21 protein-coding genes are annotated in these 20,401 nt (G+C 71.4%); 16 read left to right on the top strand and 5 right to left on the bottom strand.

Going from position 1 to position 20,401, the window contains the following annotated elements; all coding sequences use genetic code 11:
* Nucleotides 1–3 precede the first annotated feature (3 nt).
* The 5 genes from ACFZDA_RS37750 to ACFZDA_RS37730 all read right to left on the bottom strand — a co-directional run bounded on the left by ACFZDA_RS37750 (nt 4) and on the right by ACFZDA_RS37730 (nt 8,195).
* Nucleotides 4–3,102, bottom strand: coding sequence for a hypothetical protein (locus tag ACFZDA_RS37750; protein WP_391090380.1), 3,099 nt, complete (start codon nt 3,100–3,102; stop codon nt 4–6).
* A gap of 86 nt (nt 3,103–3,188) precedes the next feature.
* Nucleotides 3,189–3,311 carry a hypothetical protein gene (locus ACFZDA_RS37745; protein WP_276327084.1) on the bottom strand — a complete coding sequence of 41 codons (123 nt, stop codon included), beginning with the start codon at nt 3,309–3,311 and terminating at the stop codon, nt 3,189–3,191.
* Between the two features lie 184 nt (nt 3,312–3,495).
* Nucleotides 3,496–5,478, bottom strand: a complete 1,983-nt coding sequence (locus tag ACFZDA_RS37740) for a glycoside hydrolase family 97 catalytic domain-containing protein (protein ID WP_391090377.1) — start codon at nt 5,476–5,478, stop codon at nt 3,496–3,498.
* Nucleotides 5,479–5,642: 164 nt separating this feature from the next.
* Complete coding sequence (locus ACFZDA_RS37735; RefSeq protein ID WP_391090529.1) at nt 5,643–7,178, bottom strand: alpha/beta fold hydrolase; 1,536 nt, start codon at nt 7,176–7,178, stop codon at nt 5,643–5,645.
* A 597-nt stretch (nt 7,179–7,775) separates the two neighbouring features.
* Nucleotides 7,776–8,195 carry a VOC family protein gene (locus ACFZDA_RS37730; protein WP_391090375.1) on the bottom strand — a complete coding sequence of 140 codons (420 nt, stop codon included), beginning with the start codon at nt 8,193–8,195 and terminating at the stop codon, nt 7,776–7,778.
* 368 nt (nt 8,196–8,563) lie between these two features.
* Between ACFZDA_RS37730 and ACFZDA_RS37725 the strand changes: the two genes are divergently transcribed.
* The 16 genes from ACFZDA_RS37725 to ACFZDA_RS37650 all read left to right on the top strand — a co-directional run bounded on the left by ACFZDA_RS37725 (nt 8,564) and on the right by ACFZDA_RS37650 (nt 20,326).
* A complete protein-coding gene (locus ACFZDA_RS37725; protein ID WP_391090373.1) occupies nt 8,564–8,761 on the top strand; it encodes a hypothetical protein in 198 nt (65 codons plus the stop codon).
* A 215-nt stretch (nt 8,762–8,976) separates the two neighbouring features.
* The gene (locus ACFZDA_RS37720) at nt 8,977–9,279 is read left to right on the top strand and encodes a hypothetical protein (protein WP_391090371.1); all 303 of its coding nucleotides are present in this window, start codon (nt 8,977–8,979) and stop codon (nt 9,277–9,279) included.
* Between the two features lie 126 nt (nt 9,280–9,405).
* Nucleotides 9,406–9,639 carry a hypothetical protein gene (locus ACFZDA_RS37715; RefSeq protein ID WP_391090369.1) on the top strand — a complete coding sequence of 78 codons (234 nt, stop codon included), beginning with the start codon at nt 9,406–9,408 and terminating at the stop codon, nt 9,637–9,639.
* A gap of 438 nt (nt 9,640–10,077) precedes the next feature.
* Complete coding sequence (locus ACFZDA_RS37710) at nt 10,078–10,218, top strand: daptide-type RiPP (RefSeq protein WP_391090367.1); 141 nt, start codon at nt 10,078–10,080, stop codon at nt 10,216–10,218.
* 46 nt (nt 10,219–10,264) lie between these two features.
* A complete protein-coding gene (locus ACFZDA_RS37705) occupies nt 10,265–10,399 on the top strand; it encodes a daptide-type RiPP (RefSeq protein ID WP_391090365.1) in 135 nt (44 codons plus the stop codon).
* A gap of 45 nt (nt 10,400–10,444) precedes the next feature.
* Nucleotides 10,445–10,582 (top strand): daptide-type RiPP, encoded by a 138-nt coding sequence (locus tag ACFZDA_RS37700; protein ID WP_391090361.1) that lies wholly within the window; start codon nt 10,445–10,447, stop codon nt 10,580–10,582.
* A gap of 77 nt (nt 10,583–10,659) precedes the next feature.
* The gene (locus tag ACFZDA_RS37695; RefSeq protein WP_391090363.1) at nt 10,660–10,815 is read left to right on the top strand and encodes a hypothetical protein; all 156 of its coding nucleotides are present in this window, start codon (nt 10,660–10,662) and stop codon (nt 10,813–10,815) included.
* Nucleotides 10,816–10,860: 45 nt separating this feature from the next.
* A complete protein-coding gene (locus tag ACFZDA_RS37690) occupies nt 10,861–10,998 on the top strand; it encodes a daptide-type RiPP (RefSeq protein ID WP_391090361.1) in 138 nt (45 codons plus the stop codon).
* Between the two features lie 473 nt (nt 10,999–11,471).
* Nucleotides 11,472–12,170 carry an ATP-binding cassette domain-containing protein gene (locus ACFZDA_RS37685; protein ID WP_391090359.1) on the top strand — a complete coding sequence of 233 codons (699 nt, stop codon included), beginning with the start codon at nt 11,472–11,474 and terminating at the stop codon, nt 12,168–12,170.
* Nucleotides 12,171–12,173: 3 nt separating this feature from the next.
* Complete coding sequence (locus ACFZDA_RS37680) at nt 12,174–12,941, top strand: ABC transporter permease (protein ID WP_391090357.1); 768 nt, start codon at nt 12,174–12,176, stop codon at nt 12,939–12,941.
* Nucleotides 12,942–12,951: 10 nt separating this feature from the next.
* Nucleotides 12,952–14,613 carry a daptide biosynthesis intramembrane metalloprotease gene (gene mpaP, locus ACFZDA_RS37675; protein WP_391090355.1) on the top strand — a complete coding sequence of 554 codons (1,662 nt, stop codon included), beginning with the start codon at nt 12,952–12,954 and terminating at the stop codon, nt 14,611–14,613.
* A 68-nt stretch (nt 14,614–14,681) separates the two neighbouring features.
* The gene (gene mpaB / locus ACFZDA_RS37670) at nt 14,682–15,722 is read left to right on the top strand and encodes a daptide biosynthesis RiPP recognition protein (protein ID WP_391090353.1); all 1,041 of its coding nucleotides are present in this window, start codon (nt 14,682–14,684) and stop codon (nt 15,720–15,722) included.
* Nucleotides 15,719–16,567 (top strand): daptide-type RiPP biosynthesis methyltransferase, encoded by an 849-nt coding sequence (gene mpaM / locus ACFZDA_RS37665; RefSeq protein WP_391090350.1) that lies wholly within the window; start codon nt 15,719–15,721, stop codon nt 16,565–16,567. Before mpaB ends, mpaM begins: the two co-directional genes overlap by 4 nt.
* Nucleotides 16,564–17,820 carry a daptide-type RiPP biosynthesis aminotransferase gene (gene mpaD, locus ACFZDA_RS37660; protein ID WP_391090348.1) on the top strand — a complete coding sequence of 419 codons (1,257 nt, stop codon included), beginning with the start codon at nt 16,564–16,566 and terminating at the stop codon, nt 17,818–17,820. Before mpaM ends, mpaD begins: the two co-directional genes overlap by 4 nt.
* Nucleotides 17,817–19,067, top strand: a complete 1,251-nt coding sequence (locus tag ACFZDA_RS37655) for an iron-containing alcohol dehydrogenase (protein WP_391090346.1) — start codon at nt 17,817–17,819, stop codon at nt 19,065–19,067. The genes mpaD and ACFZDA_RS37655 overlap by 4 nt, the downstream gene beginning before the upstream one ends.
* Nucleotides 19,064–20,326: a YcaO-like family protein gene (locus ACFZDA_RS37650; protein WP_391090344.1), complete on the top strand. Its 1,263-nt coding sequence runs from the start codon at nt 19,064–19,066 to the stop codon at nt 20,324–20,326. Before ACFZDA_RS37655 ends, ACFZDA_RS37650 begins: the two co-directional genes overlap by 4 nt.
* Nucleotides 20,327–20,401 lie beyond the last annotated feature (75 nt).

Below are 20,401 nucleotides of genomic sequence, written 5' to 3'. Positions count from 1 at the left end.
AGCTCACGGCACCTGACACCGGAGCCCGGACGTCGGCCTCCCGGACGACTCGAAATGCCAGGGGCCCGACAGGTCACCGTCCGCGGTGAGGCCGTAGCGGGGAAGGTCCTCCCAGCGGAGGTCCGTCCGGGCGCGTAATTCCGCGAGGTGGGTCAGCGCGCCACCGTATCCCGCGTCGACGGCGGCCCGGTGGAGGCGGTCGGCGTCGGCCGCCAGGCCCCTCTCGGCGCACATACACGCCAGTTCGCACAGTGCCGCCACGTGCCCGGCGCAGGCCGCGGCCCGGGCGTACTCCTCCGCCGCGTCGAGATCGCCGGACTGGTGCTTCAGCCGGGCCAGTTCCCGCAGGGCCTGCGTCTGTCCCTGATCGGCGGCGTGCTGGTAGAGCCGCTCCGCATCCGTGCTCCTGCCGTCCGACTCCCAGATCCAGGCCAGTTGCAGCACCACCTTGCCGCCTCCGGCCGTGGCGAGGCGTTCGGCCCCCGCGCTGTCACCGGTCTTCTCCCTGCGCAGGACGAACTCGTTGAGCACCCGGCTGTCGCCGGAGCGGGCCGCCTGGAGGACGAGTCTCTCGGCGCCGTGCTTGTCCCCGGCCTTCTCCCGAGACCGCGCCAGCAGCACGAGCGCCCCCGAGTTGCCCGCACGGTAGGCGGTCTGGGCCAGACGCTCGGCGCCCTGGCGGTCGCTGGTCTGCTCGCGCAGCCACGACAGTTCGAGCAGCGCGAACGTGCTTCCTCCGTCCGCGGCGCCGCACGCCAGGCGTTCGGCTTCCTCACTGGCCCCCTCCTCCTCCTTCAGCAGGGCGAGGTGGGCCAGCGCGTCCGTGCTTCCCCGCTCGGCCGCGCTGCGGTACAGCCGCAGCGCGGCCTGCCGGTCCCCGGCCTTGTCCCGCAGCCGGCCTAGCTCGGTCAGGGCGAACATGCTGCCCCGGCTCACGGCCCTGCGCAGGAACTGCTCGGCCCCGTCGGGGTCCTGCCACTTCTGCTTCAGGCGGGCCAGCTCGGTCAGGGCGAAGATGCTGCCCGAAGCGGCGGCGAGATCCAGGGCCCGCGCCGCGCCCTGCCGGTCCCTGGCCTGCCACCGCATGCAGGCCAGCCTGATCGCGGGACGTGCCTTGCCCCGTTCGGCCGCCGCCAGCACCAGGCGCTCCGCCGCCGCGCCGTCGCCCGCCTTCTCCCGCATGCCCGCCAGCTCGGACAGGGCGTACGTGCTGCCCGTCTGGGCCAGGGCCAGGAACGCCAGGGACTCCGCCTCCGCCCGGTCTCCCACCTCCTCCCTGGACCGGGCCAGTCCCGCGAACGTCCTGATCTTGCCCCGGGCCGCGGCGTTCCTCGTCAGCCGCTGCGCCCCCTCCTCGTCGCCGGCCTCCTGCCGGAGCCGGGCCAGCCGCGTCAGCGACGTGCTGTCGCCCTGGTTGGCGGCCTCATGGGCGAGTTCCTCGGCCCTGCCCGGCTCGCCCTTGATCTCACGCAGCCGTACGAGTTCCCAGCGCGCCAGGTGATCGTCCCGCCACGCGGCCTCGTAGAACTGCTTCGCCATGGTCGTGTCGCCGACTCCCTCGGCGAGCCCGGCCAGTTCGGGCCGCACCTCGGTGTTCCCGGACCGCAGGGCCCGCTCGTAGAGCGCCGCCGCGACGCGCAGGCGTCCCCTGCGCTGCGCGGCCCGGGCCAGCTCGACGGTGTCGTCCGTGCCGAGGCCGTGTCGAACCGCCGCGTTCCAGAAGGAGGCCGGAGGGCATACCAGCCGACGCTCCAGGCGGCCGTGCTGTTCCAGGTAGTCCGCCAGCCTGTAGGCCCCGCCCGCGAGCACATCGCTGCGGGAGACCACGGGTGTCAGCGGTCCGGGCACCCCGTGGCACGGCATGGCGCAGTACGCCAGGGCCTTGTCCAGCCAGCCGCTCGCACGCAGGGCCAGCTCGTGGTCCTTCAGATAGCCTTCGGCGGCTTCGACGAGGAGTTCATGGGGGAGTACGGGGCCGTGCCCGAGCCTGCGGTAGTCCATGGCGGCGTGGACCAGGGCCTGTTCCGCGGGCGGCGCGCACAGGTAGCGCCGCATGAGTTCCGGCACGCCCGCGAGGAACTGCGTGATCTGCCCGTCGGCCGCTCCCGCCAGGGCGCTGGCGAGACGCGGGTCGTCGTGCGCCTTGCGGCGTGCCTGGCGAAGGTCGCTCTCCGAGAACGTCTTGGGCACGGCGATACACCGGCCGAGGTCGGTGAGGAGCTTGCGCTGCTGTTCGAAGCGGTCGTCCGTCCCCGTGGCCGGAGGCGAGGCCAGGGGTTCCCAGAAACGCGGCCAGACGGTGGCGAGGACCAGGATCGGGTTGCGGCGCCGGTCGGTGAGGGCGGAGCGCAGGCCGGCGGCGATGCCCTCGGCGGTCTTCGAGTCCGGGGCGAGGAGGTAGTGCTGGGCCTCGTTCAGCCAGATCACCGTCTGCGGGCCCACCTCCGCGAGGTGCACGAGGGCGGCGTCCGGACGGCTCGGATCGAACGGGTGCCATACGCGCCACCCCGGTGGCAGCCGCCGCAGCGCCTCCCAGCAGGCACGGGTCTTCCCGGTCGAGGACTCCCCGACCAGCGTGACGAGCAGGCTCTCACCCGCGATCGCCCGGTCGACGAGGGCACCCAGCTCCGTGTCGTGGTCCCTCAGGACGTAGGCGGGCAGCCTGGGTAACGACCTCTCGCCCGGGACGCTGATCGCCCGGTGCACCTCCAGGGCGAACGGGTCGATGTCGGACACGGGGATCCCCAGCGGCTGGGCGAGATGAGCGGCGACCCACATCCGCCGTACCCGGGTCTCCACCTCGACCGGGTCCCTGCCGGTCTCGCGCGCGAGCAGGAGGGCGACGGAGACGACGTCCTCCTGCCCGGTGGGGAGTTCCCTGGAGCCGATGATCCGGTGGACGGTGGCCTTCGAGGGGCTGCCCGGGAACACGTCGTCGTGCCCGATGTCGGCCGCCATCCGGTGCGTCGGCGGCGCCCCGGCCTCCACGTAGAGCAGGTAGATGTAGTCCTTCAAGTCGCGCAGCGGCGCCGGCGTCACGCCCAGGGGCTGCGGAATCCGCCGCTGGCTCCCTTGCCGGGAGCCACTCGTGTGACCGGTCATCGAAGCATCCTTGCCTAGGAAAACCGCCGCCGTCCGGACTGTCACGGATTCGAGACGGCGTGGGGCGTGCGCGCGAGCCGGACGGTTCAGGACAGCAACACCTTGAAGGTCTCGCTGGTGGCCGCTCCGGCGACGGCGGACACGAGGCTGCCCAGGAGGATTCCCATCAGGGTCAGTCGCTCACGGCGGTTCAGCGGGCGTCGGGGCATGGCAGGCCTCCCGTCTCGGCGGATCCGGCCGGCGGGTGACCGGCCACGACCTACTTTCGCGGACCTGGAAGGGCCGTGGACGAGTTGAGACGAGAAGCCGACGCTCACACGGCGGAACCGCGCGCCTGCGGACCCTCCCCGTCAGGCGCCCTGCGTGCCGGTGGGCGATCCCACCTGCTCCGGATCAGCTCGGCGTCAGGATCACCGCCTGGCCGCCCGCCGGGGCCATGGCCACGTCGAGTGTGTCGGCGGCGGTGACGGTCCGGGTGCCGACCACGACCGGGGTGCGGAACGGGCTGGAGCCGGGGGTGCCGTCGGAGTAGACCGTCGCCGTGTAGCTGCCGCTGCCGAGGAAGGACAGGGGCAGGGACAGCGTCCTGGACGACTCGTTGGTCATCGCGCCCAGGTACCAGGTGGGGCCGCTGCGGCGGGCGATGGCGATGTACTCGCCGATCGCGCCGGCCAGGGTGCGGCTCTCGTCCCAGGTCACCGGCACGGCGTTGAACCAGGGCAGGCCGGGCCAGTTCGCCGGGTTGCCGTACTTGGACGGCTTGTCGTACCAGAAGAGGAAGTTGAGGGGCTGGTAGTAGACGGCGGCCATCGCCATCTGGTGGGCGTTGGTCGTCTTGTCGCGGGACTGGCCGTAGCAGATCGTGTAGTCCATCGGGCCGCCGATGTTGCGGGCGAACGGCAGTGTCACGTTGTGGGTGGCGGTCGGGAACTGCTCGTTGCCGCGTACGCCTTCCAGGCTGATCCAGTTCGGGTACGTCCGCTCGTAGCCGAACGGCCGGACGTCGTCGTGCATGTCGATCAGCAGGCGGTGCTTGGCGGCCGTCTTCGCCCAGTCGATGATCTGGTTGGTCATCGTCTGGGTGCCGTCGTTGATGAAGCCGAGCTTGATGCCCCGCACGCCCCAGCTCTTGTAGAGGCCGAAGAGGGAGTCGGCGTCGGTCAGCGCGAGCCGGTTGACGTAGAGGAAGACGCCGATGTCCTTGCTCGTGGCGTACGAGATGACCGACGGCAGGTCGATCGCGGCGATCGGTGTCGTCGCGTCCGGGGTGGTGAACTCCGGGCCGTACCAGCCGGCGTCGTACTCGATGTACTCCAGGCCGCGGGCCACGGCGAAGTCGACGCCCGCGAGCCCTGCGGCGGTGCTGAGCTCGCAGCGGAAGACCTTGCCGGGCTTGATCCAGGAGGTGTCGGGGAGGGCGTTGGGCGGTGCCAGGTTGAGCACCAGCTCGGCGTTGTCGACGAGTTCGGCGTGGGTGGCCCCGATCACCACCGCGCGCCAGGGCGTGGCGAAGGGCGTGGAGACGGTGGAGGTCGTCTCCACGGGGCCGGTGCCGCGGGCGGTGTGCTCCATGAGGAAGGCGGCGAGGGTGTTGGGCTCACCGGCGACCGAACTCAGCATCAGCCGCGGGTAGTCGGCCCGCGAGGACTCGCAGACGCAGGCGATGAGCCCGCCGGTGAGGGTGGCGGTCAGGGGCAGGTCGGTGAGCGGGCCGTTGTCCGTGGTGGAGGTGCCGGTGACCGGTATGGAGCCCGGCGCGACCGGCTCGTAGGCGTTCTCGTCGCGGGCGCTGTAGACGGTGGTGCCGTCCGGGAAGACGAACGTGGTCAGTTCGTCGGCGACGGTGGCGGTGCCCTCGTCGAGGAGGAGGTAGCGCAGGGCGACGCCGGTCCGGTACGCGCGGATCTGGACGCCGAAGCGGATGCCCGAGGCCCGGTCGGCCAGGTCCCAGCGCTGTTCCTGGTAGTGGTCGGTGACGCTCGCGTTGCGGCCGTAGACCGGGGTCCAGGTGGTGCGGTGGGTGCCGTACCGTTCCCGGACCACCCGGACGTCGGCGCCGAGGACGGTGCCGTCGCCGAGCCGGAGGCCCAGCGCCGAGGTGTCGATCACCGTACGGCCGCCTCGGCGGGCGGACCAGCGCAGGGCGCCGTCCACCAGGGACAGGGTGACGGAGGTGCCGCCCATGCGGGCGGTGACGCTCTCCGGGCGGTCCGGCGGGCTGTCCTCGGCCCAGGCGGGCCGGGTCGTGGCGATCCCGGCGGCGGCCAGCCCGGCGGTGACGGCCGCGCCCTTGAGCACCACCCGGCGGGAGGCGGGCGCCGGGCGGCCGGCCGGTCCGTCCGCGGCGGGCTCTTCCCGGTCTCCAGAGGCTCTCATCACGGGGACCTTCCCTTGCGGTAAGCGGTAGTAACCGGTTTCTGCGAGTGCAGTTCTACGGGCTCGCGCGAGAGGGGGTCAAGGGGCGGGAAGCACCGGAAACGCGCACACCCCGGGTCCGGGCCCGGTGAGGCCCGGCACCCGGGGTGCCGTGGAGTGGCCGGTCAGCGCAGGACGCCGAGGCGGTCCAGACGGTCGCTCACACCGTTGCGGAGTTCGTCGAGGGTCGTGCCCGCAGGGGCCACCTTCGGTGTGGCGGACGGCGGCTGGGTCTCGTCCGCGCATGTCGTGCCGCGCGCGGGGACCTTCAGGTCCACCAGGTAGCCGGTGACGGCGTCCGTCGCACAGGCGCTGCGCCCGAAGGCGGTGTGGCCCTCGGCCTGGAAGGTGAGCAGCCGGCCGTTGTCGAGCTCGCGGGACAGGGCCACCGCGTCCTGGTACGGGGTGTCCGGGTCACCGGTCGTGCCGAGCACCAGGATCGGCGCGGAGCCCTTCGCCCGGAAGGAACCGTCGTAGCGGCTGGGCTTCTCGCCGGTCCACTGGGTGCACGTGGCGGCGTGCTGGTGGTCGTAGAGCGGCGGGCCGTACGCCATGGCCGGCCCGAGCAGCGGGGCCAGTCTGGCGTTGGTGGTGACCTGACGCTTCAGCAGGGCCGCGCTGCGCGGGTAGTCCTTGTCGACGCACTCGACCGCGATGTTCGGGTTGAGGAAGTCGAAGCTGGCCGGGGACGGCGGCCGGAGCAAGAACGAGGTGGTGTCGCGCTGCTGGGCCTTGCGCAGGGCCTCGCCGAGGGAGGGCCAGATGACCTTGCCCTCGTTGATGTTGAACATGAGGCGGTAGACGACGGTGTAGCCGTTCGCCTGGCCGCCGTTGGCGGTCGGTACGGGGTTGGCGTCGAGGTCGGCCTTCAGCTTCTCGAACGCGGCCCGCGGGTCGCCGTCCCCGAACCCGCACGTGTCCTGGTCCCCCTCGCACCAGTCGAGGAACCGGCTCATCGCGCCGTCCAGGGCCAGGTACTGGGGCCGGTCGTAGGCGTACGGCTGGTTGGCGTAGTGCTCGGGGTCGTACGCCCCGTCGAGGACGAGCGCGCGCACCCGCTCGGGGAACATCGCGGCGTAGACGGTGCCGATGTAACTCCCGAACGACCGCCCGTAATACGTCAGTTGGTCCTCCCCGAGGGCCTGACGCAGCAGATCGATGTCACGGGCGACGTACCCGGTGCCCACGTACGGCACCAGCTCGCCCGCGTTGTCCTCGCAGGCCTGGTCGAACGCGGCGCCCTGGCGCACGGCTGTCTCGTAGGCGTCCGGGCCGGGGACGCCCTTGGCGGCGGTGACGGCCTGCGTGAACGTCGGATCGTCCCAGCAGGTGACCGCCGAACTGCGCCCGACGCCGCGTACGTCGTAGCCGAAGACGTCGAAGGAGTCGCGCAGGGCTGCGGGCAGGCCGGCGTAGTTGCCGCGTACGAAGTCCACGCCGGAGTTGCCGGGGCCGCCGGGCTGAAGGAAGAGTGTGCCCTTCTTCTTGGTCTGGTCCGGGGCCTTCTTCCGGATGACCGCCAGGGTGATGGTCTTGCCCTGCGGGTCGCGGTAGTCCAACGGCACGTCGGCGTTCGCGCACTCGAAGCCGCCCTGGCAGTCGGACCAGGACAGGGTCGGCACGGTCGGCTGCCCGTCGCCGCCCTCGGGCTGGCCGGCCATGGCCTGGGCGGCGGCTCCGGCGAGAGCGAAGGAGACGGCGGCGGCGAGGGCGATCCTCAGACGCGGCAGGCGTCTGCGGGCGCGCGTGCCGGACCGTCCCGTTCCGTGAGCTTGCTCGGTCACTGTGGTCAATCCCCTTCGGGCGCGGCGCGTGTGCCGTCGACCACCCTGTGGAGTGCCGGGTGGTGTGGTGGTGCTGGTCGTTGAAGTTTCTAGCTCACGGGGAGGGGGAAGGGAACGGGGATCACTCGTGTGGCCCGCCTTCCACGCGATCTCCCCACTACCCGGCGGTAGTTGCGATGTCGTTCACGTGTGGAACGGCGGAGGGTACGCGGTGCCGCGCCGCCTGGGAGGACCCGCTGCGTAGTCTGAGGGCGTCTCCGGTCTGACCACGGCGGGCCCCGCCCTCGCGGCCCCGCCGCCGGCCTCCCACGCCCAGGAGCCCGCCATACCCACGGACTTCGTGCCCCTGCCCACGAGCCCGCTTCGTCCCGAGGCCCTCCAGGAAGTCACGGTCACCTACCGCAACCCCACACCGTCGCCCCCAACTCCTGGTGACCTCCCGGGACACCGGGCCGTTCCTGTCACCGTCGGACGTCACGGTGAAGCCTCGGGTGGCGTTGTACGGCTGACCTCGGGATGCGCGGCGGCCCGGTCGGACTCACTGCGCAGGACGCAGAATTCGTTGCCTTCGGGATCAGCGAGGACGGCCCAGCCTGAACCGTCGGGATTGCGGTGGTCCGCGACGAAGGTGGCACCGAGCCCCAGCAGCCGGTCCACCTCCTGATCGCGCGAGGTCTCAGGGCGCAAGCACAGATGGACCCGGTTCTTGACCGCCTTGGCCTCGGGCACCTGGTTGAAGTACAGCACCGGACCCTCCGCCAGCAGAACCTGGGTCTCGCGGGCGCCCGGCCGGTCCTCCGGATGCAGCGGGCGCCCGGTCACACTGCTCCAGAACCGAGCAAGCTCGTAGGCATCCGCACAGTCGATCGCCACGTTCTGCACAACAGAGACCATGCGCGGAAGCCTTCCTGATCTCCACGGCGAGCGCCACCGCTTCGCGCTCATGCTTCGTGCGCCGGGACCTCCGCTCGCATGAACCCATGGCTCCGCTCAACCTTCGCCACATGCAGGGCGTAACCGCCGTGACCCGCACACTCACGAGATCACGGCGACTTTGCAATCGCCCTGGGTGCGCTGGTGATTCCGGCTCCGGCTCGTGCTTTCCACCGCGATGGCGGCAGAAAGTCCCCTCTCGTGCCGGACAACCCTGCGTGACATGATCCTGCAACTCGGCTGCACGAAGCTGTAGAAGCTCCGGCTTGTGGTACGTCACCGCTGTCGCAACGATGTTCCGGGGGGCTGAGAGCAAGGAGAGTGTCCAGATGAAGATCGGTTCGACTCGTCGCCGAGCAATTGTCACTGTCATTGCAGGAGCCTTGGGTATCGCTGCGATCGGCGTGATCGTGGATGCCGCAGAAGAGATGAGCCATCACTCCGCTTCTTCGTCGGTCAGTCAGAATGCCGGCGGACGAGCCACATTGGCGGACTACGAGCCGGAGTTCGCCACCTGGGACAAGTAAGGCGACTCGGCGTCTCACCGGAAAGCCTTTCGCCCCCGTTGACCGGGGGCGAAAGGCTTTTTGACGTCCACCGACGCGTGACCGTCACCGGATTCCGGCCGGGGAATGGCACACCCTTGCCAGGCGGGTGCAGGAAACTGCAATTGCGCTCCCTTGGAAGCGGCGGCAGCGGCAATAGAATCGGATGCAAGGAAACCCGGCCAAAGGAGTCTGCCATGGGAAAGATCAGATTTGTTTCGCGCAGGGCCGCGGGCCTGGCCTCGATGGGAATCATCGCGTGCGCCGCCTCAGTAGCGTTTGCCGCTCCCGCTCAGGCGGCCCCCATGATGTCCGACCCCAGGTGCGTCGCCCGTTTCTGCGGTGAAAGGGGCGACACCACCGACATCTGCTGCGGCATCAAACCCGGTGTTTACTGCCTGCTCCCCGCTGCCCACTGCCAAAAGCCGGGGCCGATCGAGGACGACCCCCAGCCGATTGTCGTGACGGAACGGGGCGGCAGCAGCGCTGTGGTGCGCTGAAGGCCGTTGCCGAGACGCACTGAGGGTTTACCCGACCGGTTTGTCGCATTCCCGTCGCGGTATGGCACACCCGGCCGGCAGGCAATTAAGCCGGCTGGCAAGGAAACTCGACTCAAGGAGTCTTACATGCGTAAGATCACGTCTGTTTCACGCAAGGCCGCGGGGCTGGCCGCGGTGGGGATCATCGCGGTGACCGCCTCTGCGGCGATGGCGACTCCCGCCCAGGCGGCACCCGTGCGCGCCGACGGCTTCCACACGATCACCTGGCCGATCGATGATCCCTTCCCGCTGCCTCGACCGATAGTGCAGGGGCCCGGGCCGGCCGTGAGTGTCAAGGCCTCGCCGCAGTCCGGGGCGTAGCAGGACAGCAGCGGAACTTCCATATCTCCGGTGGCCGACCAGGCCTCGGAAATATCGCGTTGAGGTCGTGAGCCGACGTCTCACGGTCGACCTCAGCACACACCATCGCCTGGTGACCGGCGGCCCGCTCGGGCCGCCGGTCACCAGGCGATTTCCGTCTATTCCACCGAGCGCGGCCGGCCGTCGTCATGGCAGGAGGCTGCAATGCGCACTGCACAAAGATGACGCCTCTTGCTCTCCCCCGGGAGCATTGAATCTGGCATTGTTCTTTGTGCCGGAAGAAATCGGCGGAGAGGCGCGGAAGCTGTCGCAGCCGATTTCTTCTCTGTCGGTGCGGGACGACATTCGGCGTCGGCGTGATAATCATCGGCGTCAGCGTCGCCCATACCTGACAAAAATTCCCGGCCGATGGCCGGCCAGCCGAGAGAGAGGTATGTCATGGACCACGTGATCGACGTTCAGATCGAAGAGCTGGAGTCGATGGAGACTCTGTGGAATTGGACGCAGTTCGGTACGGGCTTCGGAGCCGGCGCCACCATCATCAGCATCGGCACCGCTGTGGGCGTCGCGCTCACCTGACAACAATTCCCGGCCGATGGCCGGCCAGCCGAGAGAGAGGTATGTCATGGACCACGTGATCGACGTTCAGATCGAGGAGCTGGAGTCGATGGAGACTCTGTGGAATTGGACGCAGTTCGGTACGGGATTCGGGGCCGGCGCGACCATCATCGGCGTCGGCGTGTCCGTCGCGCTCACCTGACGGCAATTCCTGACCGACACTGACGAAACGAGAGAGAGGTACGTCATGGACCACGTGATCGACGTTCAGATCGAGGAGCTCGAGTCGATGCAGGCCCCGGGCTGGGGCGAGGTCTTCGGGGGCGCTTACGCCGGCGCTTCCGCGGGCGCCCTGGCCGTGTCCATCGGCATCGTGCTCACCTGAGAGTCGTCTCTCACAATTCGCACGCCGGACCAGCGGCGTGCGGAAATCCCCACACCAACCGTGAAAGAGGATCGGCAATGGACACCGAACTGGATCTGAAGTTCGAGGAACTGGAGTCCATGGAGACTCTGTGGGACTGGACGCAGTTCGGCACCGCCGCCGCAGTCGGCGCGGGCATCGTCGGCGCGGGCGCGACCGTCGGCGCCGCTGCCGCCGGTATCGCGCTCACCTGACAGCAGTTCCAGAGCGACAGTCAACGAGCGAGAGAGAGGTACGTCATGGACCACGTGATCGACGTTCAGATCGAGGAGCTCGAGTCGATGCAGGCCCCGGGCTGGGGCGAGGTCTTCGGGGGCGCTTACGCCGGCGCTTCCGCGGGCGCCCTGGCCGTGTCCATCGGCATCGTGCTCACCTGAGAGTCGTCTCTCAGGATTCGCACGCCTTAAGGGTGCGCACCGGATCGGCCCGGCACATGCGGAACTCCCATGGTGCCGCCGCTCGATCGAGGCCGAGGAGCTCCACGTCCTCCTGCCCGCGTTCTCCCCGCTGTGGCGAGCCTCGGGTCGGACTTCGCGGCCTTCCCGGACGCCACCCTGACGTCCGCCTTCAAGGACGTACCGGCCATGCCGCGTCCTGACGAAAGGCACTCACCCGGTGACGGGGCCGACCTCTATTCGGCCCCGTCACCGGGCACTTGATCCCATTGTAGGCGCGTTCACCGGAGACTGGCCATGCCCAAGCCCCCGCACTCGTCGTTGACCGACCAGACGCCCCTTCCACCGCTCGCTGTACCCAGGGGCGGGGGCCCCACCCTCAGCGTCGCCGCCGCGGACAGCCCCGGAGCTCTCCGTTCCCTCCCCGCCGGGCACGAGCAGCACGGAGGGCAGTCATGAACCAGGGCGCGACTGCCGCACCCACCGCGGTGTTCGACAAGCTCAGCAAGAGTTACGGCGGCCACCAGGTGCTGCGGGACGTGTCGTTCGAGGTCAGGCCCGGCCGGGTCACCGGGCTGCTCGGACCCAACGGCGCCGGCAAGAGCACCACCCTGCGATGCCTGCTCGGCCTGGTACGTCCGGACTCCGGCACGGTGACGGTGCACGGCCGCGTCGGCGTGACCATGGACTCCCTCGGCTTCCACCCCAATGTCACGGTGGGGCGCCAACTTCAGGTCGCCGCCCGCTCGCTGGGCCTGTCCGGGCAACGCGTCGACGAGGCGCTGCGCAAGGTGGGGCTCGCCGAGGCGACAAGGAAACGGGTCCGCTCCTGCTCCACGGGCATGCGTCAGCGCCTCGCCCTGGCCACCGCGCTGCTCCCCGACCCCGAACTGCTGGTACTCGACGAACCCCTCAACGGCCTCGACCCGGAAGGCATCCGCTGGATGCGCGACCTCGTGGGGTCACTGGCCGCCGAGGGCCGGACCGTCCTCATCGCCAGCCACATGCTCTCCGAAGTGGCACGCACCGTCGACGACGTCGTCGTGCTCCGCGGGCAGGTGCTCTTCTCCGGATCGCTGGAGGAACTGGGCGACAACGACCCCGAGCAGCTGGAGAGCGCGTACCTCGAACTGGCAAGCGCACAAGGGAGCTGAACCATGTCCGATTCCACCGGCCCGCGCCGGCAGCTGTCGGCTGAACTGCTCAAGGCCCGCAGCGGATTCGCGTTGCCCGCCATGCTCGTCATCAACCAGGCGCTGATCAGCACGTCGCAGCTGGGCGGCCTCGGCGACAAACTGTCCGCCGCCCGTGTCCCGGGGACGGCCGGCCTGGCGAGCGTCTCCCACACCGTCGTCGGCCTCGGCTTCGCCGGAGCGCTGTTCGCCATGCTCTTCGGCGCGATTATGGTGACCAACGAGTACCGGTCCGGCGCCATCGGACGCAGCGTGCTCTACGCTCCCTCACGCACGGCTCTGCTGGCCGCCAAACTCGCCACCGGCGCGATCGGTGGGGTGATCTTCGGCATCGTCTCGGCGGGCGGGGCCCTGCTGGTCGCCTGGCTGGGGTTCCGGGCGCACGACGCCTCGCTGGTCATGGACGACCGGACCTGGGCCGTCTGCGGGAGCATCGTCCTGGTCTGCCTGTTCGCCGGCCCGTGGGGCGCCGCGATCGGCTTCCTGCTGCGCAGCCAGCTGCTGGCGATCGTGGTCCTGATGGTGTGGACCACCACGGCCGAGACGATGATCCTCAAGAGTTTCCCCTCCGTGGGGAAGTACCTGCCCGGAGGCGCCCAGGACGCGGTGATGGAAGACCCGTCGCTCCCGGAACGGTTGACGGCCGGGTACGGCGTGCTGCTGCTGCTCGCCTGGGGTGCTGCCGCCGCGCTCGCCGCCCAGCAGTCCTTCACCCGCCGTGATCTGGTGTGAAGGAGCGATCATGACCACGACGACGCCCCTGACGCCCCTGCCGGCCCGGCACCCGGACGTGCGGGTGCAGCCGCCTCAGGAGGGCCAGGGTCCTTGGCTCGTGCAGTACGGCGAGCGTTACTTCCGGGTCGGTGCGGACGCCGCCCGGCTGCTGGACCGGCTGGACGGCACCCGCTCACCCGCCGGGCTCGCCGAGGACCTCGGTGCTCCCTGGACCGAGGAGCGCGTGCGGGAAGCGCTGGAGTCCTTCTCCCGGCTCGGTCTGCTGGCCGGTGCGGCCGGCCCCGGCGGCACGGCCGGGAGCGCGCACGGCAGGCCGGCCCGCCGGAAGGCGGTGGGCCGGCCGGACGGCGCCAAGGCGCGCAGGCTGCGCTTCGTACCACCGATGACCTTGCAGTTCACCCTCTGGAACCCGGACCGCATGATGGTCCGGCTCCTCCCGGTCACCGGCGCCCTGCTGTCCCGGCGCGGCCGCCAGGCCCTTGTCGTGCTGCTGGTCTCGGGACTGGTGGCGTTGGCGGTGCAGGCGCAGGCGGTGTGGCTGGCCATCTCCACCCCCACGAGCCCGTGGACGTATCCGAGCGTCATCCTGGGGCTGCTGCTGGTCACGGCGGTGCACGAGGTCGGCCACGGCGCGGTGCTCACCCACTACGGCCAGCGCCCCACCCGGATCGGGGTGATGCTGTATTACCTCACCCTGGCCTTCTTCTGCGATGTCTCGCCCGGCTGGCGGCTGCCCCGCAAGGAACAGCGGGTGGCCGTCGCGCTCGCCGGGGTCGGTGTCCAGAGCCTGATCGGCGCGGTGGCGGCACTCGTCGCCCCGGCCACGAGCGGTCAGGTGCACGACGGACTGCTCATCTTCGCGGTCGCCTGCTGGCTGTACGGGGTCTTCAACCTCCTGCCCCTGGTGAAGTTCGACGGCTACCTGGCGCTGATGAGCCACCTGGACATCCCCAACCTCCGCGCCAGGGCCATGGCCGACGCCCGCACCGCGACCGTGATCCGCCTCGCGGGAGGTCACCGGCCGCGGGAACTGCCGCAGGTGCGCTGGGCCGTCGCCTACGGTGTGGCCTGCCAGCTCTTCCCGCTGTACCTGATCGGCACCGGGCTGTCGATCGTCAGCGGTCTGATCGGCGGGCTCCAGTTGTTCGGCGTCACCCTGCTGTGGCTGCTGCTGGGGACCCTCGCCTTCCTGGCCTGCAAGCTGGTGCTCCGCACGGTGGGCGAGGTCCGGGCGGCCGGCGGATCGGTCCTGCGCCTGGCCGGGATCGGGCTGGCCGCGGTGGCCGCGGCCGCGGTGCTGCTCACCCAGGTCACCGTCGACCGGCAGATCCCGGCCGGGTACGCGACGGTGAACGGCCGGCCCGTCCTCGTACTGGCGCCGGGCCATGACTCCTCCGCCATACCGGCCGGCGCGCCCGTCCGGCTGCGCACCCAGGGAATCCTGGTGGGCAGGACACTCGACCGTACCGCCGTCGCCCCGGGTGCCGCCCGCACGGCCCACGTTCCGCTGACCGCGATCGTCCCCGTGCGCACCGGTACGCGCGTCCCCGCCACCGTGCGTCCGCTCGCCGACGATGCCGTCCTGCCCGCCGCAGCCGGTAGCGCGCGCGTGGAACTCGGCCGGATGTCCCTGGGCGCTCGCCTCCTCGACTACCTGACTTCTCCCTGAGCCTGCCTGACGGACCCGTCCTGGCACCTCGACCATCTGGTGTTCATCAACTCACGCTGGGAGCGATCATGACCACGTCACCCCACCGGCCGCAGCCGGAACGATCCACCTTGCCGGCAGCCGACAGGCTTCAGCGCTGGTTCCGCGGACACTACGACAGGGCGGCGGACACCGCCCTGGAAGTCGTCGCCGAGCCCGGGGCCGACCTGTCGGCGCTCGCCGCCTCCGGACTGCTGGACGCGGACGGAGCGGTCTTCGCGGAGCCGAGCGCGGCGGACAGCCTGCCGGTTCCCGCGGTCCCCGTCGAGGGCAGCGTGCTGAACTGCGGCGAAGACCTGGTGGTCGCGGACGAACTCCACATCCAGGTGTTCGATTACGTCTCGCTCGGCTTCGTCGCGCTGGTCGGCTGCACGGTCGTGCGGATCACCGGAGAGGACGATCTGACGTCCTTCCTCGCCGACGCGGACGCCGCCGTCACCGGTGACGGCCTGCCTCAGTGGCTGGTGCACCCCAGTGTCGTCCTGGCCGACACCCCGGCGCTCGCCGGCGCGGCACCCAGCGGAGTCGCCCGCCTGTACGTCGCCGGGAACGGCATGGTCCGCACCGCCCCCGGCGGCGCCGATCTCGCCCCCCTGGCGGACGGCGCCGCCGCGGTACGGGCCGCGGCCGCCGCCCGCAGCGCCGATCCCGCCCTGGACGGAGTGCTCCCCGCCGGAGCGCTGGAGCGGGCCCGCGCCGAGCGTCCCTGGCTGCCGCGCTACCTGCGGGCGCTGGACGCCGCCCGGACGCTGAGCACGGTCGCGGCCGGCCCCGTACGGATATCCGGATTCGGCATGCGGCTGTGCCCGGGCGTCCCGGCCGAGCCGGTCGAGGGCGCGGATCTGCCCCTGATCGCTAGGGCGGAGGACGGCACCTGCTTCCTGCTCTACCCGGACAGCGGCCGGACGTTCAAGGTCAGCCAGGACGTGGCGCTGCTCGCCGAAGCGAAGATGGTCTGCGGCGACGAGCGAGAGGCCCACACGGTCGCCGCCGCCGCTCTGGGGATCGGTGTGGAAGCCGTCCGCGGCAGCTACTCCCGTCTGACGCTGCCGGAGATGAGCGCGGCATGAGCGCGCGGACTGCGATCGTGACCTCCCCGGCGACGGCATCGCACGCCGGCGGCCCGCACATCCCACCGGGCACCGCGAGCCGGATCGCCGAGGCGCTCGGTGCGGACCTGAGGATCGCCGACCTGTACGACGACGTCGGCGGCCCGGTCTACCACCTCATGGCCAGCCACGACCTGAGCGAGATCAACGAGGTCGTCACCGCACTGCGCGACACCGAGGGCCCGGTCCTCGAACTCGCCTGCGGCTCCGGCCGGCTGACCCTGCCGCTGCTGCTCGCCGGGCACCAGGTCACCGGAGTGGACACCTCCGCCTCCTTGCTGGCCGCACTCGCCGCCCAGGTCGGACGGCTCCCGGCGCGCCGAGCCGCGGACCGTCTGACCGTGCTCCGCCAGGACATGCTCACCCTCGACCTGGACACCCGCTTCGAGGCCGCCCTGCTCGGCATCACGACCATCGGGCTGGTTCCCCCCGAGTGGCGGCCCGGCTTCCTGCGCGGCGTGTACCGGCATCTGCTGCCGGGCGGCCGCTTCCTGCTCACCGTCCACACGCCGGACATCCCGCCCGGGGAGGAGGAGATCAACACCTTTGTCATCGATGACGCCGTGGTGACCCTCATCGGGTACGTGGAGCCGGATCTCACCGGCCGCCATGTGGCCGCGCTGAGCATCGCCCGAGGCGCCGCCCCGCTGCTGGTCACCTCGTTCGTGCACCTGGTGACGCCTGAACAGCTGACATCCGAGCTCGTCGCGGCCGGGTTCGAGATCGAGTCCACCGGCACGGTGCGCGACCACCTCGGCCGCCCCACCGAGGGCAACACCCTTGTCATCGCCAGGAGGCCGTCATGAACCCGGACAAGCGTCACTACCCGCTGTGGGAACTGCTCGTGCCGCCCGGATCGTACGGCAAGCCCGAGCGGCGGGCCGTGGCCGCCACCGGCGCCAGGCTCCGCTTCGACGACGGCTCGCAGGTCCTGGACGCCACCAGCGGACTGTGGAACGTCAACCTCGGCTATGGCAACGCCGCCGTCGCCGACGCCGTCGACCGGGCCATGCGCGAGGCGTCGTACCTCACGCTCTTCCGTTACTCGCACACCTACGCCCTGGACGCCGCCCGTGCCCTGACCGATGCCGCCGGTCCGGCCGTCTTCCGCCGGGTGATCTTCTCCACCTCCGGGAGCTCCGCCAACGACCTGGTGATGAAGACCGCCCGCCACCACGCCCTGCTCACCGGTGAGCCGCAGCGCCGCCTGGTCGTCGGCTTCAAGGGCGGCTACCACGGCCTGACCTACGGGGCGTTCTCCCTCTCCGGCGAGGAGCTCGGGCAGCACCTGTACGGAGTGGACACCCGGCTGGTCCGCCACGTCGACCCGGACCGCCCGGAGGACCTCGAACGGCTGATGCGGCGTGAAGGCCACCGGGTGGCGGCGGTGGTGTGCGAGCCGGTGTTCGGGTCCGGCGCCCGTGAACTGCCGCCCGCGACGCTCGCCGCACTGCTGGAACTGCGCCGCGAGTACGGCTTCCTGCTCGTCGCCGACGAGGTGGCCACGGGGTACGGGCGCACCGGGCCGCTGTTCGCCAGCTCCACCTGGGCGCAGCCCCCGGACCTGCTGGTCACCTCCAAGGGACTGACCAACGGCACCTGCGCGGCGTCCGCGGTCCTGGCGTCGCACGCCGTCTGTGATGCCTTCGAGCGGGCCGACGCGCTGCTGGTGCACGGGGAGACACAGGCCGGAACGCCGCCCACGTGTGCCGCGATCACGGCGACGCTTGAGCAGTTCGCGGAGCTGTCCGCCCTGGAGTCCGGCGCCCGGGTGGCGAGTGCGCTCGACACGCTGCTCGGCGAGCTCGCCGCCGAGCTGCCCTTCGTGACGGCCACCACCGGCCGGGGCTGCTTCCGGGGGATCCAGCTCGCCGAGGACGACGGCGCACCGTACAGCGCCGAGCGGGTGCAGCAGGCCATCGCGGCGATCCGCGGCCATGGGGCGCTGGTCCACCCGGGCCCCGGCTGCGTGCAGCTCGTCCCGCCGCTGACGCTCACCGACGAGGAGACGCACGAGCTGTGCACGGCCGTGCACAAGGGGCTGGCGGAGGTCCGATGACCACCGTGGTACCGCTCGCCGCTCGCGCCGAGCCCGCCGCGGCCGCCCAGCCGGTGCGGTGGAGCCGGCCCACGGAGCTCCTGATCGGCCAGGGCGCCGCCCGCCAGGCCGTGCGCCAGGCCGGCTCCGATGCCCCGGTGGGACTGGTGACCGACGCGAACCTTCCCGAAGGCTTCGTGGACGACCTGGCGGGCCCGGCGGGAAAGCGGCTGCGGCGCATCGGGCTGCGACCGGAGGACATCACCCTGACGACGGCGGAGGAGGTGGCCGACGCGCTGGGCGGCGCCCGGCACATGGTGGCGGTCGGCGGCGGCAGTGTGCTGGACGCCGCCGCCGTCGCCCGGGCGATCATCAGCCGGCCCGAGTTGCCCGCCCTCATACGCCGCCATCCCAGGCCCGGACTGGTCCTCTGCCCGCCCGGCCGGAGGCCGGTTCCCCACTTCACCACGGTCCCCACCACCGTGGGAACCGCCGCCGAGGTCAGCTCCCTGGCGACCGTCCGCACCGACGGCGGGCGAAAGCTCCTCGCGGGTGACGTCCTCACCCCGAGCACCGCCGCCCTCGACCCCGCGGCCACCGCGGGCCTGCCCCGGCGGCTCGTGCTGGAGGGGGTGCTGGAGGCGATGATGCGGCTGCTCAACATCCACGCGCTGCCTCCGGCCGGGCAGTGCCCGGGTGCGTCCGATGCGGAACTGCTGGCGCTCCTGGGCCAGTTGGGCCGCTCGGGAGCCGAGGCGGCCGGCGAACGGCACGGGGTGCCCGCCGCGCTGCGCACCGACGTGGCCCTGCTCAGCGCGCGGACCGTGCTCGGCTGGACAACCCTGGGCCGCGACCCGTTCGGGGGAAAGATCTGGTATCTGGCCAACGAACTGTCCGCGCTCGCCGCGGTACGCAAGATGACGGCCACCGTCTCGGTGGTGCCCGTGGTGTGGTCCAGGCTGCTCGCCGGGGACACGCGGTTCGGTGACCCGGTCCGGCTGCACTCGGCCTGGCGTGCGCTACGGCGCGGCCTGGGGCCGCTGCGGCTGCCCGCCGACCCGGTCGCCGGATTCCGCGCCCTGGCCGCCGCCTGGGACGTCCCGGCTCTGCCGCGGACCGGGGCCCCGCCGCCCGGCGAGCTGGCCTCGCGGGCGGCACGGGCCTGGGGCGGCAGCCAGCCCATGCTGGGCGCCTTCGGCGTCGCCGAACTGACCGCCCTCTACCGGGAGATCATCGACCAGCCGCGACCGCGAAGGAGCCAACGTTGATCGACGTCCTCGCGACCCTGGCCCCCCCGGCGCGGATCAGCCGTGCCTGGCACCTGGAGCCCCCGGGCCCGGGCGAGCCGTTGTGGCGGGGCATGGTCCGGCTGGCCGGGCACCCGGAAGAGCCGGTGCCCGGCGACCCGGCCAGGCCGTTCTCCCATGACGTGGTCGGCGCGTACGGGGTCAACCGGTCGGACGTGCTGGTCCGGGCGGCGGGAGAAGCCGTCGAACGGTACGCGCTGCGTCCGCTGCCCGAAGAGGGCCGCACGGCCGCGGCCACCGCTCTGGACGGCGACGTACTCGATGTCCACGAGGCCGGGCTCGGCGCCGACGACCCCGAGGAACGGGTCCGCGCCTGGTACCCGGCGCGCAGGCTGCTCGACGGCCACCGCGTGTGGGTGCCGGCGGGGCTCGTCGACCACCCCACCCGGCCGCAGGACGGCGAGGGATTCGATCCCGGCCCGTCCGGGGCGGCCGCCGGCGCCGGGTACGAGATGGCGCTGCGCTCGGCGCTACTGGAGGTCATCGAACGGGACGCCCTGACCGTCGCCTGGGCGCGTGCGCTGGCGCTGCCGCGCATCGACCCGGACGCCTCCCTGGCGGCAGCCCCCGGCTCCCCGTCGTGGCGGAGCTTCGGCACCGCCCTGCGGCACGCCCAGGCCGGCGGATGGGAACCGGTACTGGCCGAGGTGCCCACCGCAGTGGACGGGGTGACGTGCGTGGTGGGAATCCTCCTCGGGGACCAGGGCGCTGCCGTCGGGTGCAACGCCTCCACCGACCCGGGCCAGAGCCTGGCGGGCGCACTTCAGGAGGCCCTGCAGGTGATGTCGTGTCTGCGGCTGGTCGGCCGCCGGTACGCGGACCAGCCCCTGCCCGGGATCGTCACCGAGGACACGGACCGGGCGCGGTGGTTCGCATCACCCGAGGGACGGGAGACGGTGCGGCGGTGGTGCGACGGGTTCCTGCCCCGACCCGCGGCCCTGCGGCCCGACGCCGGACAGCCGTCGACGGAGCACGTCCTGGCGGGACTGCATGCCCAGGGTGCACGTCCCCTGGCCGTCGACCTGACCCATCGGCTGCCGGCGGCCGTGCGTGCCATGGGCTGGGCCGTGGTGAAGGTGATACCCGCCGGACTGCAGCCGCTGCGGATCGACGAACGGTGCTCGTTCGGCTGGAACGACTCCCGGCTGGAGACCGCCGAGGCACGTACCGGGCTGCGGGCACGGTCCGGCTGTTCGCCGCATCCCCATCCGCTGATATGAACCGCGCGGCAAGGCGGAATCCTCCGTTGGGCGCAGGCGACTTGGCGAGGCCACCTCCACTTTGCAATCGACATG

Source organism: Streptomyces sp. NPDC007991 (assembly GCF_042958445.1).
Taxonomy (GTDB): Bacteria; Actinomycetota; Actinomycetes; order Streptomycetales; family Streptomycetaceae; genus Streptomyces.
This window is presented reverse-complemented; position numbering and strand designations above follow the sequence as displayed.